This window comes from Nitrosomonas sp. sh817 (assembly GCF_030908545.1).
In the GTDB taxonomy this organism is placed as follows: Bacteria; Pseudomonadota; Gammaproteobacteria; order Burkholderiales; family Nitrosomonadaceae; genus Nitrosomonas.
This window is the reverse complement of sequence record NZ_CP133083.1, coordinates 1,592,046-1,605,554: the sequence shown is the minus strand read 5'-3', so window position 1 is coordinate 1,605,554 and position 13,509 is coordinate 1,592,046. Positions and strand designations below refer to the sequence as shown.

13 protein-coding genes are annotated in these 13,509 nt (G+C 46.6%); 10 read left to right on the top strand and 3 right to left on the bottom strand.

Translation table 11 applies throughout. From position 1 onward, the window contains the following. Positions 1-6 precede the first annotated feature (6 nt). From bamB to pgsA, 6 genes are all read left to right on the top strand, one after another. A complete protein-coding gene (bamB, locus tag RBH92_RS07540; protein ID WP_307931511.1) occupies positions 7-1,233 on the top strand; it encodes an outer membrane protein assembly factor BamB in 1,227 nt (408 codons plus the stop codon). 88 nt (positions 1,234-1,321) lie between these two features. Further along, positions 1,322-2,719, top strand: coding sequence for a ribosome biogenesis GTPase Der (gene der, locus RBH92_RS07535; protein WP_307931510.1), 1,398 nt, complete (start codon positions 1,322-1,324; stop codon positions 2,717-2,719). A 163-nt stretch (positions 2,720-2,882) separates the two neighbouring features. Beyond that, entirely contained in the window at positions 2,883-3,527 is a 645-nt protein-coding gene (locus RBH92_RS07530) for a uracil-DNA glycosylase (protein ID WP_307931509.1), read from the top strand. Positions 3,528-3,704: 177 nt separating this feature from the next. Then, entirely contained in the window at positions 3,705-3,893 is a 189-nt protein-coding gene (locus RBH92_RS07525) for a tautomerase family protein (RefSeq protein WP_292925358.1), read from the top strand. Positions 3,894-3,898: 5 nt separating this feature from the next. Beyond that, the gene (gene uvrC, locus RBH92_RS07520) at positions 3,899-5,716 is read left to right on the top strand and encodes an excinuclease ABC subunit UvrC (RefSeq protein WP_374049925.1); all 1,818 of its coding nucleotides are present in this window, start codon (positions 3,899-3,901) and stop codon (positions 5,714-5,716) included. A 30-nt stretch (positions 5,717-5,746) separates the two neighbouring features. Beyond that, positions 5,747-6,325: a CDP-diacylglycerol--glycerol-3-phosphate 3-phosphatidyltransferase gene (gene pgsA / locus RBH92_RS07515; protein ID WP_307931508.1), complete on the top strand. Its 579-nt coding sequence runs from the start codon at positions 5,747-5,749 to the stop codon at positions 6,323-6,325. A gap of 701 nt (positions 6,326-7,026) precedes the next feature. Here the strand turns inward: pgsA and RBH92_RS07510 are convergent. Then, positions 7,027-7,923 (bottom strand): hypothetical protein, encoded by an 897-nt coding sequence (locus RBH92_RS07510; protein ID WP_307931507.1) that lies wholly within the window; start codon positions 7,921-7,923, stop codon positions 7,027-7,029. Positions 7,924-8,445: 522 nt separating this feature from the next. Between RBH92_RS07510 and RBH92_RS07505 the strand changes: the two genes are divergently transcribed. The 4 genes from RBH92_RS07505 (at position 8,446) to RBH92_RS07490 (ending at position 11,704) form a co-directional block, all read left to right on the top strand. Next, positions 8,446-9,054 carry a hypothetical protein gene (locus RBH92_RS07505; protein ID WP_307931506.1) on the top strand — a complete coding sequence of 203 codons (609 nt, stop codon included), beginning with the start codon at positions 8,446-8,448 and terminating at the stop codon, positions 9,052-9,054. Between the two features lie 222 nt (positions 9,055-9,276). Beyond that, positions 9,277-10,500: a bifunctional alpha/beta hydrolase/OsmC family protein gene (locus RBH92_RS07500; protein WP_307931505.1), complete on the top strand. Its 1,224-nt coding sequence runs from the start codon at positions 9,277-9,279 to the stop codon at positions 10,498-10,500. Positions 10,501-10,507: 7 nt separating this feature from the next. Next, positions 10,508-10,909, top strand: coding sequence for an RNA-binding S4 domain-containing protein (locus RBH92_RS07495; RefSeq protein WP_307931504.1), 402 nt, complete (start codon positions 10,508-10,510; stop codon positions 10,907-10,909). Between the two features lie 9 nt (positions 10,910-10,918). Beyond that, the gene (locus RBH92_RS07490) at positions 10,919-11,704 is read left to right on the top strand and encodes an aldolase (RefSeq protein WP_292925365.1); all 786 of its coding nucleotides are present in this window, start codon (positions 10,919-10,921) and stop codon (positions 11,702-11,704) included. A gap of 74 nt (positions 11,705-11,778) precedes the next feature. On the opposite strand, the gene RBH92_RS07485 is transcribed toward RBH92_RS07490, so the two are convergent. Together RBH92_RS07485 and RBH92_RS07480 are read right to left on the bottom strand one after the other, a co-directional pair. Beyond that, complete coding sequence (locus RBH92_RS07485; RefSeq protein WP_307931503.1) at positions 11,779-12,756, bottom strand: isoaspartyl peptidase/L-asparaginase family protein; 978 nt, start codon at positions 12,754-12,756, stop codon at positions 11,779-11,781. A gap of 106 nt (positions 12,757-12,862) precedes the next feature. Then, positions 12,863-13,375, bottom strand: a complete 513-nt coding sequence (locus tag RBH92_RS07480) for a protein tyrosine phosphatase family protein (RefSeq protein WP_307931502.1) — start codon at positions 13,373-13,375, stop codon at positions 12,863-12,865. Positions 13,376-13,509 lie beyond the last annotated feature (134 nt).

The window sequence follows — 13,509 nt, the reverse complement described above, 5'->3', positions numbered from 1 at the left end:
AAAACAGTGGCTGCTTCGTTGAATTTCACTAAACGCTGGCTACAATTTTTTTTCTGGTTTCTTTTTGTAGCATTGTCTCCAGGTTGCAGCAGCACGATCAATCCGTTCGATATGCGCATTATCGAGAATTTGAGCACGGGGATATCCGATATGTTTGTCTCCGATGAAGTAATCGTTTATGACAAGGAAGAACTCGCCGCCTTAAAAGCGGCCGACAAAATCCCAGCGAAATGGAAAAATAAAGTCAGTGAAAATGAAATCGCCTCTTTTTATCCGGTTTACGAAAGCGGCATGGTGTATATCGCTGATGAAGGTGGTAAGTTAACGAAATATGATGCGGCCACCGGTAAACAGCTATGGCAAATCAAAACCAAAAGCAAATTTTCTGCGGGTGTCGGTAGCGGTGAAGGTTTGATTTTAGTCGGAACCTCTAAAGGTGAGGTGCTTGCCTATAATGAATCAGGCCATATGCTATGGCAATCGACGGTTACCAGCGAAATTTTAAGCCCGCCGCAGGTACAAAATAACATTGTTGTGGTTCGTGCCGTCGATGGCCGAATCTTCGGGCTTGATGCGATTGATGGCAAACGTAAATGGATCTATCAAGGTGCAACGCCGCCGCTGACGGTGCGCAGCACAGCAGGAATCACTCTGGCGCATGGCGCGGTATTTGCAGGCTTTCCTGGCGGGAAAATGATTGCCATGAGTTTGTTTAATGGCAATATCGGATGGGAAGTAACTGTTTCGCAGCCACGAGGCGTTACAGAGCTGGAACGTATGACGGATATTACCAGTTCGCCAGTAGTTAACAACCGGTTTGTCTGTGCGGTCGCATATCAAGGACGCCTGGCATGTTTTGCCATAAATGACGGCACACAAATCTGGTCCCGGGAATCATCCAGCAGTGCCGGTTTGGTAATGGATAACGATTACGTTTATGTCACAGAAGAGAAGGGAGTCGTTGCCGCGTATGATTTGCTCAGCGGTGCCAGCATGTGGAAGCAAAGCCGCTTAGGCAGTAAGAAATTAACCAAGCCAACGATTAAAGATCAATATATTGTAGTCAGCGATGATCAAGGTTTTGTGAATATCCTGCGCAATTATGATGGTACTTTGGTTGCTCGTTCCGCTACCGATGGCAGCATGATTCATAATGCGGCCGGTTTGTTGCCTGACGGTGTTGTGGTTCAGACAGCAAAAGGCGGCATCTACGCTTTTAGCACACAGTTCTAAGGAATCCACATTGAAAATTTAATTCACAGCGGGCTGTGAATTTTGAAACCGATGCCATGTTGCGTATGATCACGCACAGCAATTAATAATGAAACCTATACTTGTTTTAGTTGGCCGTCCAAATGTCGGAAAATCAACGCTTTTCAATCGTCTGACGCGTACTCGTGACGCCATTGTGGCCGATATTCCCGGTTTGACGCGGGATCGGCATTATGGCACCGGCCGGGTGGGCGATAAACCGTATTTAGTCATGGACACCGGTGGTCTCGAACCTGAGGTGAAAGACGGCATTATGCATGCAATGGCGAAACAGACGCTGCAAGCCATTGACGAAGCCGATAAAGTATTATTCATCGTGGATGGCCGCCAAGGAGTAACGGCGCATGATCGGATGATTGCGGAGCAATTGCGTAAATCCGGTCAAAAAATAGTACTGGTGGTCAATAAAACCGAAGGCATGGCCACTGCCGTTGTCACTGCAGAATTTTATGAATTAGGTTTGGGTGATCCTTGCGCCATATCGGCCATGCATGGCGATCATATCCAAGAGCTGGCGGATTTTGTGCTTAGCGATTTCCCCGATGTCGCCGAAGAACATTCGAAAGATAAACATCCCAAAATCGCCATTGTCGGCCGTCCGAATGTCGGGAAATCAACGCTGATCAACTCATTGCTAGGGGAAGAGCGTGTTATCGCATTCGATCAACCCGGCACAACACGCGATAGCATTTATATCGATTTTATACATCGAGACAAGCAATACACACTCATTGATACGGCCGGAATACGTCGTCGCGGCCAGGTGCATGAAGTTATCGAAAAATTCTCGGTCATTAAAACGTTACAAACGATTGAAGACGCTAATGTCGTGGTTCTGGTCTTGGACGCCCGGCAGGAAATCTCCGACCAAGACGCGCATATTGCAGGGTTTATTCTCGAAACGGGCCGCGCATTGGTTATCGCTGCGAATAAATGGGATGGACTCGATGATTATCAACGCGACAGTATTAAGCGTGAGATCAATCGTAAACTGGCGTTTTTAAGTTTCGCCGAGTTGCACTATATTTCCGCATTGCATGGCACCGGTATCCAAAAATTAATGCCAGCGATCGACAAAGCGTATGCGGCTGCAATGGCCGATTTATCAACACCTAAGCTAACCCGTGCTTTAATTGCAGCGGTTGAGAAGCATCCGCCGCCGCGCGGGGGAATGTCGCGGCCTAAACTGCGCTATGCGCATCAGGGCGGTTCCAATCCACCCTTGGTGATTGTGCATGGCAGTATGCTCGATCACGTTCCTGAAAGTTACCGGCGCTACCTGGCGAATACTTTTCGTGAAGTTTTTCAGTTGCATGGCACACCATTGCGCGTCGACTTTAAAGTGGGAACCAATCCTTACGCCGATAAAAAACCGGCGCCGCCAACACCAGAAGAACTTCGTCGTGCGCATAACCGGCGGCGGCGTAATCGTAAAAAATATGGATAATATTCATTTAAAAATAAGTATCTATAGTACTATTTTAATGTTAATTATCAAGAAATAGGCTTGATTGTCAGGCGATAGTCAATGCCATTTTCTGACTCAGCATTCATCAAACCAGTAAATCTCCGATTAAGAACACGAATTATTTAAGTGTTATCACCATCTGATGGATATTACCGACTGTAAACAATGCACGCGTTTATCCAATTTTTTACAATCGGTTAAGTCCAAATATCCGGATTATCACGCACGCCCTGTCGCAGCTTTCGGAGAGGCAATGGCAAAATTGTTAATTGTCGGTTTGGCGCCTGGGATGCATGGGGCAAATCGCACGGGACGGCCTTTTACCGGAGATTATGCAGGAATTTTATTGTATAAAACCTTACACCAATTCGGTTTCGCAACGGCTTCCGAGTCAGTTTCAGCATCCGATGATTTACGATTGATTGATTGTCGTATTACTAATGCAGTCAAATGCTTACCGCCTGAAAATAAACCAATTCCTCAGGAAATCAAACAGTGCAATCGCTACCTATCCGTTGAGTTACGGCAATTTGCGTACAACGGCGGTTTAGCCGTCTTGGCTTTAGGCACTGTTGCGCATCAGGCGGTGTTGATGGGATTGCAGTTGAAAGCGAAGGATTACCCATTCGCGCATGGCGCGATGCATCCATTGATTCTTGACAATCAGACCGGGCAGAGGCTACGACTTTATGACAGTTATCATTGCAGCCGCTACAATACGCAGACCAAGCGGTTGACCGTAGAAATGTTTGAGCAAGTGTTTTCACGGATTGTCGCTGATTTTTAACTAAGGAAATACTGATTAATTCGGCGAACGAGAGGAAGTATGAGGCGCACGGAACGCAGCAACCGAGACATATCAACAAGATAGGCGAGGATGCGAGTGCCGCGTAACGAAGTGATTCGCTCGTGCAGTTAATTAATTAGCGTTTTCCTAACAATCATTTCAAAGGAGAGCTTACCGATGCCGTACGTCAATATTCGCGTGGCTGGAACACTAACACGCGAACAAAAACAGCAAATTGCGACAGAAATCACCGATACGCTGGAGCGCATCGCAAAGAAACCAAAATCCTACACGTATATCTGTTTTGATGAACTTCCGGATGAGAATTGGGCGGTTGCGGGAAAACTGTTAAGTAGTGAGGACTAAATCGCTTGAGTAATACCGGTTTTGACGCCAAGGAATTTTGCGCAAACCTGCCGCTGCAACCCGGTGTCTATCGCATGATCGATGCCAAAGGGGAAGTGATTTATGTCGGCAAGGCAGTCAGTCTCAAGAAGCGCGTCTCTTCGTATTTTCAGAAAACCAGCCTGGCGCCCCGAACGCAGCTGATGGTATCTCATGTGGCCGCCATCGAAACCACGGTGACGCGCTCGGAAGCCGAGGCGCTGCTGCTGGAAAATAACCTGATTAAAAGCCTCAAGCCGCGTTTCAACATTCTTTTCCGGGACGATAAAACCTATCCGTATGTCATTCTGAGCGGGCATGAATTCCCCCGCCTTGGTTTTTATCGCGGTACACTCGATAAAGCGCATCAATATTACGGGCCGTATCCCAATGCCGGGATCGTGCGTGAAAGTATCCAGTTATTGCAGAAAATTTTCCGGTTACGTACCTGTGAAGATAGCGTATTCAATAACAGAACCCGGCCATGCTTGCTGTTTCAAATTAAACGCTGCAGTGGTCCGTGCATCGGTCAAATCGATCGGCAGTCTTATGAAATCGACGTTAAAAACGCCGCTTTATTTTTACAAGGCAAGCAAACCGAAGTGATGGAAGTAATTCATGACAAAATGCTTCAAGCATCTGAGCGGATGGAATTTGAGCAGGCCGCGATTCTGCGAGATCAAATTCAAGCGCTACGACGGATTCGTGAAAAGCAATTTGTTGATAATGGCAAGGCACTGGATGCGGATGTCGTAGCTTGCGCGGTATCACCGGATGGGACCGGCAAAGTTTGTGTCAATCTGGCAATGATCCGGGGAGGACGGCATTTAGGCGATAAAAGCTTTTTCCCGCAAAATGCCGACGACTACACCGCGAGTCATGTGGTTGAAGCTTTTCTCGCGCAGCATTATTTGAATCGTACCACACCGCCTTTGATCATTTTGAGTGAAAACATCGAGCGGGATGCACTGCAACAATTACTCACTGAACAATGCGGGCATAAAATCATTATGCAATCCAACCCAGTCGGTGAGAAGCGCGCGTGGCTCAGTATGGCAACTGAAAATGCGCAATTGGCACTAAAGCAAATGATGAACCGCCAGGCAAGCCAGGAAAAACGTTTGCTGGCATTGCAACAAGTTCTGCAAATGCCTGGAATCCAGCGCATCGAATGCTTTGATATCAGTCACACGCTGGGAGAAGCAACGGTGGCGTCATGCGTCGTTTATGACAATTGCGCCATGCGCAATAATGAATATCGACGCTACAATATTGAGAACATCACGCCGGGTGACGACTATGCCGCGATGCGCGAGGCATTGACACGGCGGTATCAAAAAATCGTCAGTGGAGAAGGGCAACTGCCAGATCTAATTTTGATTGATGGCGGCAAAGGTCAAGTCACAGCGGCTTTAGAAGCACTGCACGAGCTGGGTATATCCGATGCCAATCTGGTCGGAGTCGCCAAAGGTGAAGAGCGGAAACCCGGATTGGAACAACTGATTTCTCCAGCATTTGAAAAGCCGTTACAATTACCCATTGAACATGCTGCTTTACATTTGATTCAGCAAATCCGGGATGAAGCGCATCGCTTTGCAATTCAAGGGCACCGCGGACGGCGAGGGAAAGCCAGAACCAGTTCCAGTTTGGAAAATATCGAAGGCGTTGGAGCCAAGCGCCGGCAAAAATTGCTAGGCCGCTTCGGCGGATTAAAAGGTATTCTGACCGCGAGTATTGAAGAATTACAGCAAACGGACGGCATCAGCCGCAAATTGGCCGAAAAAATCTATCGAGAATTGCATTGACTTCATTTATCCAATTTAAAGTCTCAACTCATGCCTTATAACTTGCCTAATTTACTGACTCTATTGCGTATTCTTGCCATTCCGCTGTTTGTCGGTATTTACTATGTACCGCATACTTGGTTAACTCCTAGTCAACAAAATCTTGTTGCAACCCTGATTTTCGCCGGAGCAGCGGTTACCGACTGGCTTGATGGGTATCTGGCGCGTGTTTTGAATCAAACTTCCGCATTTGGAGCATTTCTGGACCCGGTTGCCGACAAACTAATGGTATCCGCAGCACTCATCGTATTAGTTTATTTGGGCAGACTGGACGCGCCGATTGCGCTTATCATCATCGGGCGGGAAATTACCGTTTCAGCTTTACGTGAGTGGATGGCGCAAATCGGGCAATCTAAAAGCGTTGCCGTTTCATTCCTAGGAAAAATCAAAACCACATCGCAAATGATTGCAATCCCATTGTTGTTGTATCATGAAAATATTGGAGAACATTTTGATCCGCAAGAAATCGGCACATGGCTAATTTATATTGCAGCTTTGTTAACACTTTGGTCGATGTTTTATTACCTAAAAGCTGCAATGCCGCAAGTGTTCAAGAGTCAAAAGAAATAAAGAATGGCGGATTCGAGTAGCAAGGGGGGATGTAAATAATTGAGTGGCGTGATACCGTGAAGCTGGAAGGAAATTTCTTGAAGGAAATCGATCCATTAATCGATGGAACTCGATAGCGAAAGAGATCGCAGTTCATTACGCACCGGTATGATGCGAGCATTACGCAACGTCCGTGCAAACCAAAACCCGGCCTGCTTATGAAGTGTGAATGGCCGGGAAGCCCAGGATGATCGGAAAGTTCTCTGCTGCTTAATTTTCAAGGTTTAATTTTTTAAGGGTTATTTTTCTAAGTGCGGCAATTTGTCACATTGCTTATCGCCGTGAATTCTCTGACAATTATGAAATTAATAGCGTGTGAGCCTAAAGTTTGGCATTAAATTTTCTATCAATATTTCATGAATATTAATAGTTTAGACGTATTATTATAATCCGGTTGGCTTTCGGAGCATTCGTTTGATCTGAAATGCCCTGGCGCTGATTAAACAACAAATTTCCCTCCTGAAAATTGCCCAGGCGATACCTAACACGTCATCCGGGCAATTTTTTTTCAGCAATTTAGAGGGGGAGCGGTTGCACAAACGATTCGATTGCCGGCATTGTGTAAGCGCTTTTCGAGAAAGCCTGTAACAGTAGCTTGAAAACTGATTAATCCCGGTGTTAATCGTGAATCCGAGGTTAAAAGGATAATGAGTGTTAGCGGGTTATCGCATCCGGTGTTGAAAGTAATCTTCAAAATATGAACGGATATCGATCGGTTGCCGCAGCGTCGTATGGATTAACTGCAATAATGCAAAATCCCGTAGATTGATCAATTGATGTTGTTCAATCATTTTTAAAGTATGCGGTCCTTCTCCGGAAATATCACCGAGCTCTCCTTTTGCAATTTTACGGCCTAACGCATGGTGGTGCGAGTTTTCACTGGTAGCCGTGGTGATGAGATCGCCTAGCCCTGATAATCGATAGGGACTATCGGGTTGTCCTCCCATCTGTACGACGATCCGTTGCAGTTCATGCAGCGCTGCGGTCACCAGATAACCGCGCACATTAGCACCCAGCTTCAATTCATCGGCCATGCCGAATGCCATCGCATAAACATTTTTCAGAATCACTGCCCAGCTGATGCCTTCGATATCATCCGTCGGTTCCAGATATAACCTGGTGTGCGCAAAACAGGTTTGTAATGTCTTGAGTGATGCAGAATCTCGGCTTCCTAATTGAGCGAAAGCATAGCCGCCGGCAAGGATTTCTTCAGCGATCATGGGGCCGTACAGTAAAGCAAAGGGCTGATTCTTCGGCAAATTCTCGGAAAAGATCTGCGCTGCGGTTTTCCCCGTCTCATCCAATCCTTTGGCGACACTGACGCAGATGCAGTTCTTTTTCAGATAAGGCGCGATCAATTGAATGATTTCCCGGTGCGGATTGACGGGGAGGCAAAACAATATTACATCGGCTTGCGGTACCGAATGCTCTAATTCCACTGGTATAAATTTTACGGGAGGATACTTATCCCAAATGGCAAGCGAATGATGCTTCTTAAGCAAAAATTCCATGGCATGGCCGATTTCACCATAGCCTAAGATAAGAATATTAATAGGCATTATGAATCGAGCAGCGGTAATCAATGCAAAACGGCATTTTTATCAGAAAAAAGTTTAATTCCATCTCAGAGATGTTGGATAATTAGTAAATTAGTTTAACAATCAATTGTAACTATCTGTAAATATATGGATATAATACATGCGACAATTTGTCGCATTGCAAACAAGAATCATTAACTCTATGATAGTGGCTTATAAAGATATAGGCTTGTTACATAACTGCCAGTGAATCAGCAAAACCGATATTATCCGGAAGGAAAACATTCAATGCCACATTCAACCCGATATCAAATCGCTATTCTTCAGTTAATTCTGGTGATGTTCAAGGCATCTCCCGGTGCAGATAATTTAAAGATTCTCGCATCGCAACTGCGGATAAATCAATCGCTGACGAACCTGGCACAAAGACTGGCAAATAGCGCGTTGTTTTTAGATAATAATTATAGGGACTTGAATTCCGAAGTGTTTGCATACAGATTTGTGGATAATTTGTTTGGAGACCATGTTGCAAATGCCAACAAAATGCTTATTTGCGATTTTATTGTAAATCAAACGGCAGCCGGTGTACCGCAGGACCAATTAATTTCCGAAGTAACTAACGCTTTGTCGGCAATTCCGGCATCCGATCGTAATTGGGGGCAAGCTGTCATACAACATAACATCAATGGTATTAATAAAATTCTGGAATATTTATTAGCCGATACCTTCACACCTAACAACCGGTCCATTGTGAAGGATCATATGATCATGCAAGTCGCAAGCGGTAAAACTTTGGGTGAAACAATCATTTGGGCGATCGATACGGTGGCAAGCGTTGATCTTGATAATGTCGTGTGGGGCGGTGCTGCCAGATTATTTAGGAACCGGGTGGAAGTTTCAAAATATTATTCGATGGATATGGCTGGCACCTCGATCGATTTTTTGACTACTCAAGAGATTCTCGCGGCAGTTTCCGATGATCGCGAAACGGTACTTTCAGCCAAGGCAATCATAGATTCCCGGCTGAAAAACAGTGCAACTTCTTTTACGCCGATCGATTTTCAACTCTATCAAACAATCAGGAAAATCAGTGACAGTCCATTGTCAACGACGCATAAAAACTCAATTCCGACCGAATTAATGGCTGGCTAAGATGCAATCGCCGGTTATGCGCAAGTGCTGGAAATCCTAAAGCCGTATATTAAAAATATTGATTGAATTTGATCGGTAGAATTGATTAATCGGTTGTAATACTCCAACTTCTTGAAGATATTCCTGATCCTGTTAGCAATGTCAGAAAATCATACGCTTTAAGTTATTTTTGATACCATTCACAGTATCCTCAATTTTGTGATTGGTTATTAATCGAAGCTCATGCCGCGTATCGAAGCAAAGTTCCAAAATTCACAAGGCGAACTGCTATCAGGTTCGCTGGAATTGCCCGTTGGCGTCGTACAGTCCTACGCAGTGTTCGCGCATTGCTTTACTTGCTCAAAAAACAATCTTGCAGCGGCACGGATTGCCCTGGCACTCGCAGATCATGGGATTGCAGTATTGCGTTTTGACTTTACAGGTTTAGGTAGTAGTGAAGGGGATTTCGCCAATTCTAATTTTTCCTCCAATTTACAGGATTTGATAGCGGCTGCAGGTTTTCTGGAAAAGCACTATGCAGCCCCAACCTTGCTGATTGGGCATAGCTTAGGCGGTGCTGCGGTTTTAGCGGTTGCGCGCGATATTGCTTCGATTAAAGCCGTAATCACCATCGGTGCACCGGCTACGGCAACGCACATTAAGCATTTGTTCGGAGATTCGTATGAACAATTCAGCAAGGAATCAATCGTTTCAGTCCAATTATCAGGAAGAAGCTTTAACATAAAACGCCAATTCATTGATGATTTAGAGAAATATAATTCTTTAGAACATATTGGAGCGCTAAAAAAAGCCTTGCTGATTCTCCATTCACCGGTGGATACAGTGGTTTCTATTGACGAAGCCGCTAGAATTTACAGTGCCGCCAAACACCCTAAAAGTTTTATATCCCTCGATCGCGCCGATCATCTTTTGTCCAATCCTTTAGACTCGCGCTATGTTGCGGAAGTCATATCGGTCTGGGCAAAACGCTATTTCACCAGCGAGTCATTACCGGGCGAGTCGAAAGAACAATCCATTGCGGAAGGCGTGGTTGTTGTCCGGGAACGCGATCGGAAATTTACTCGTGAGATTCTGACGCACCGCCATTGCATAATCAGCGATGAACCAATCACATTGGGCGGTTCGGATCTGGGGTTGAATCCTTATGAACTTTTACTGGCAGCTTTAGGCAGTTGTACTTCGATGACGCTGCGCATGTACGCCAATCATAAGCAAATCGATCTTCAGGATATCCGGGTTGAATTACATCACAGCCGGGTTCACGCGGATGATTGCGCGGATTGCGAACAACAAAAAGCTTTCATCGACGTGATGACACGCTTGATACACCTGACAGGAAATCTGACTGACCAACAGCGCAGCCGGTTGCTGGAGATTGCCAATCAGTGTCCGGTCCATAAAACACTGCAAGGAAAAATCCGGATCGATACCAATCTATTAGATTAAGAAGATCATGCAATCATCAGATAATGTTGAGAAATATCGTATCGATAAGTGGCTGTTTGCAGCCCGTTTTTTTAAAACACGCTCGTTAGCTGCAGAAGCCATCGACCGGGGGCGAGTGACGGTCAACGGTCAGCGGGTTAAGCCGGCCAAAGTGCTTGCGGTAGGGGATCGGTTGATAATTCGCAATAATAATTATCAATTTGAAATTGAAGTGTTGGATCTATCGAACAAAAGAGGATCCGCAACGATTGCGCAGCAATTTTACCGGGAAACCGAGGAAAGCCGTCAACAGCGAGAAGTGTTGGTCGCCCGTCTGAAAACCCAGCCGCAGCCGTTTTACACCAAAGGCCGTCCGACTAAGCGTGACCGCCGCGAAATCGAGCGTTTTATCTCCAATCATCATGAATGATCGACAATTATGACCAATGATACTTTCAATTTAAGCAAAGAACAGCTGATTCAACAATCGTTCGTGCAAATGGATCAACATTTGCAAAGCGCTGATTACTCGAAAGCGCAGAAACTGGCGCTGACTTGCCGAATTTTATTCGATAACGGCCACGATTCCGGATTGGCGGGACAAATCACGGCGCGTGGGGATACCCCGGGAACTTACTTGACGCAACGTTTGGGATTCGGTTTTGACGAAATTTGCGCAAGCAATCTGTTACTCGTGAATGAGGATCTGGAAGTTTTGCAGGGCGATGGCATGGCAAATCCAGCCAACCGGTTTCATTCATGGCTGTATCGTGCCAGACCCGATGTGCAGTGCATTATCCATACGCATGCAGTCCATACTGCGGCACTCAGTATGCTGGAAGTGCCTTTGGAAATCTCGCATATGGATAATTGTGTCTTGTATGACGATATCGCTTTTTTGCCCAAGTGGCCGGGTATCCCGGTCGGCAATGAAGAAGGGGAACTGATTTCCAAAGCCATCGGCAACAAGCATGCTTTGATGTTAGCGCATCACGGGTTGCTGATTGCCAGTTCGAGTATTGAAGAAGCCTGCATATTAGCGCTTGCTTTCGAACGCGCAGCGCGTATGCATTTGCTTGCAGCCTCGGCGGGTAAGATCCAGCCGATTGATCCCGGCCTCGGACGGGAAGCGCGCGACTGGATTTTGCGCGGTCAACGCAGCGCGGTTGCTTTTGCCTATTATGCGCGGCGTACCTTGCGTAAAGGCGTTGATTGTTTGCAATAACCTCAGATAGGACTCGAACAACGGGCTGCTGGCTTACTGCCGGCAGGTTAGTGTTTCATAAATGAATTGATGTTTTAGATATCGGGTTCGCCAGGAAAAATACCGGTCCATGCGATGCCATCATTACTGATGGTGCCTCGATGCATGCCGCTGGTATTGAATTGCATTGCATAGTCGCCCTTCACGTTCAGCAGAATTAAACCGCCGTCACCGCCGATCTTTGAAACTTCCGCTAACGTATTGTCGGCAGCTTCGCGAAGCGGTTTGCGCAGCATCATGACTTGCGCAGCTGTTTGGTAGGCTGCGGCGGCGCGAATGAACATTTCCCCGGTACCGGTTGCTGATACCGCCACCGAGCGATTGTCGGCATAGGTGCCAGCCCCGATAATCGAGGAGTCACCCACACGTCCCCGCCGTTTGTTGGTCAACCCGCCGGTTGATGTACCGGCGGCGATATTGCCATGCCGATCCAGTGCGACTGCACCGACGGTTCCATGCTTTTCATCAGTGCTAACAAATGGAATATTGGAGTCGGCATCGTGGTCGCGCAGCACTTGTTCTTTTGTAAGTGCTTTTTGCAATTGTTCCCAACGATGCGGAGTATGAAAATAATCGGGATCGACGATCTCCAGGCCTTGCTCTGCAGCAAATGTGTCCGCACCGCGGCCAATCAGCATGGCATGCGGGCTTTTCATCATAATCGCATGTGCCGCACGTATAGGGTTGCGAACTGTCGTGATGCCGGCAACGGCGCCTGCTAAACGCGTAGCGCCTTCCATGATCGAGGCTTCCAATTCGTTTTGCCCCTCATGGTTAAAAACTGAACCTTTGCCGGCATTAAAAAGAGGCGAATCTTCCATGACCACGATGGCTGCGATTACGGCGTCGATACAGCTACCGCCGCCGCTAAGCACCGCATAACCGGCGTTCAATGATTGTGTCAGTACCTGGCGGTAAACGGCTTCACGTTCGGCAGTCAACCGGCTGCGATTGATGGCTCCAGCACCGCCATGGATTACCAGCCGAAATGGAACATCATCGGGAGCAGTCATGGGTGGCCGGCTTCAATTCAGAGAGTTGAAGTAACACACACTGGCAACCAATAGCAGCAGGGTAATTGCGATGTGAATTGTAATGATCCGTTGTTATCGATGTACTTTAATTACTCAGGGACTCTCTAAGTTTCTCCTCCATCGGCGGCCGCAATCCCGATTTACGCGCAGCTTCAATGGCGGTTTCCGGGTCCATTCCTTGACTGATTTGATATCTGGCCCACATGGCGCTGGCACGATTGCCCGATCCGCAGTGAATGAGCACTGGCCGTTGTGCCATTTCAATGGCTTTGGTAAAGGTAGTCAATTGCTCGTTGCTAATACCGGCAACGGTCATTGGAATGTTAATGTAGTTCATGCCGGCGCGATCAACGAGTGATTTTTCTTCCGCAGTTCCTTCATTGGCGGTGCGCATGTCGATGACGGTCTTAAAACCTGTCGCAGCCAACGCTGGAACGCCTCCCTCACTGATAAGTCCGGATATGGCGATTTGATCGTTAATGCGGCTGTAATTTTGTACTGCGCTGACTTGGTGACCAAAAGGCGTGCGCCCGGAAGCCTGCGTGGTTCCGGCAAACGATAGGGCAATTAATGCCATCAACGTGATAAAGTATTTCATGAAAAACCTCATTGCAATGTTAAGGAAAAAATCACTACTCCTCAGAATTGTAGCTGCACTCAATATCTGAGTACAAATTATTCGAATCCTTGGTTAATCGATTACAAAATTGTAGGTCCATGCGGAAATTATTT

Coding starts and splice junctions, on each gene's coding strand:
- der (WP_307931510.1), top strand. CDS start 1,322: ATGAAACCTATACTTGTTTTAGTTGGCCGTCCAAATGTCGGAAAATCA.
- RBH92_RS07530 (WP_307931509.1), top strand. CDS start 2,883: ATGGATATTACCGACTGTAAACAATGCACGCGTTTATCCAATTTTTTA.
- RBH92_RS07525 (WP_292925358.1), top strand. CDS start 3,705: ATGCCGTACGTCAATATTCGCGTGGCTGGAACACTAACACGCGAACAA.
- pgsA (WP_307931508.1), top strand. CDS start 5,747: ATGCCTTATAACTTGCCTAATTTACTGACTCTATTGCGTATTCTTGCC.
- RBH92_RS07510 (WP_307931507.1), bottom strand. CDS start 7,923: ATGCCTATTAATATTCTTATCTTAGGCTATGGTGAAATCGGCCATGCC.
- RBH92_RS07505 (WP_307931506.1), top strand. CDS start 8,446: ATGCTTATTTGCGATTTTATTGTAAATCAAACGGCAGCCGGTGTACCG.
- RBH92_RS07500 (WP_307931505.1), top strand. CDS start 9,277: ATGCCGCGTATCGAAGCAAAGTTCCAAAATTCACAAGGCGAACTGCTA.
- RBH92_RS07495 (WP_307931504.1), top strand. CDS start 10,508: ATGCAATCATCAGATAATGTTGAGAAATATCGTATCGATAAGTGGCTG.
- RBH92_RS07490 (WP_292925365.1), top strand. CDS start 10,919: ATGACCAATGATACTTTCAATTTAAGCAAAGAACAGCTGATTCAACAA.
- RBH92_RS07485 (WP_307931503.1), bottom strand. CDS start 12,756: ATGACTGCTCCCGATGATGTTCCATTTCGGCTGGTAATCCATGGCGGT.
- RBH92_RS07480 (WP_307931502.1), bottom strand. CDS start 13,375: ATGAAATACTTTATCACGTTGATGGCATTAATTGCCCTATCGTTTGCC.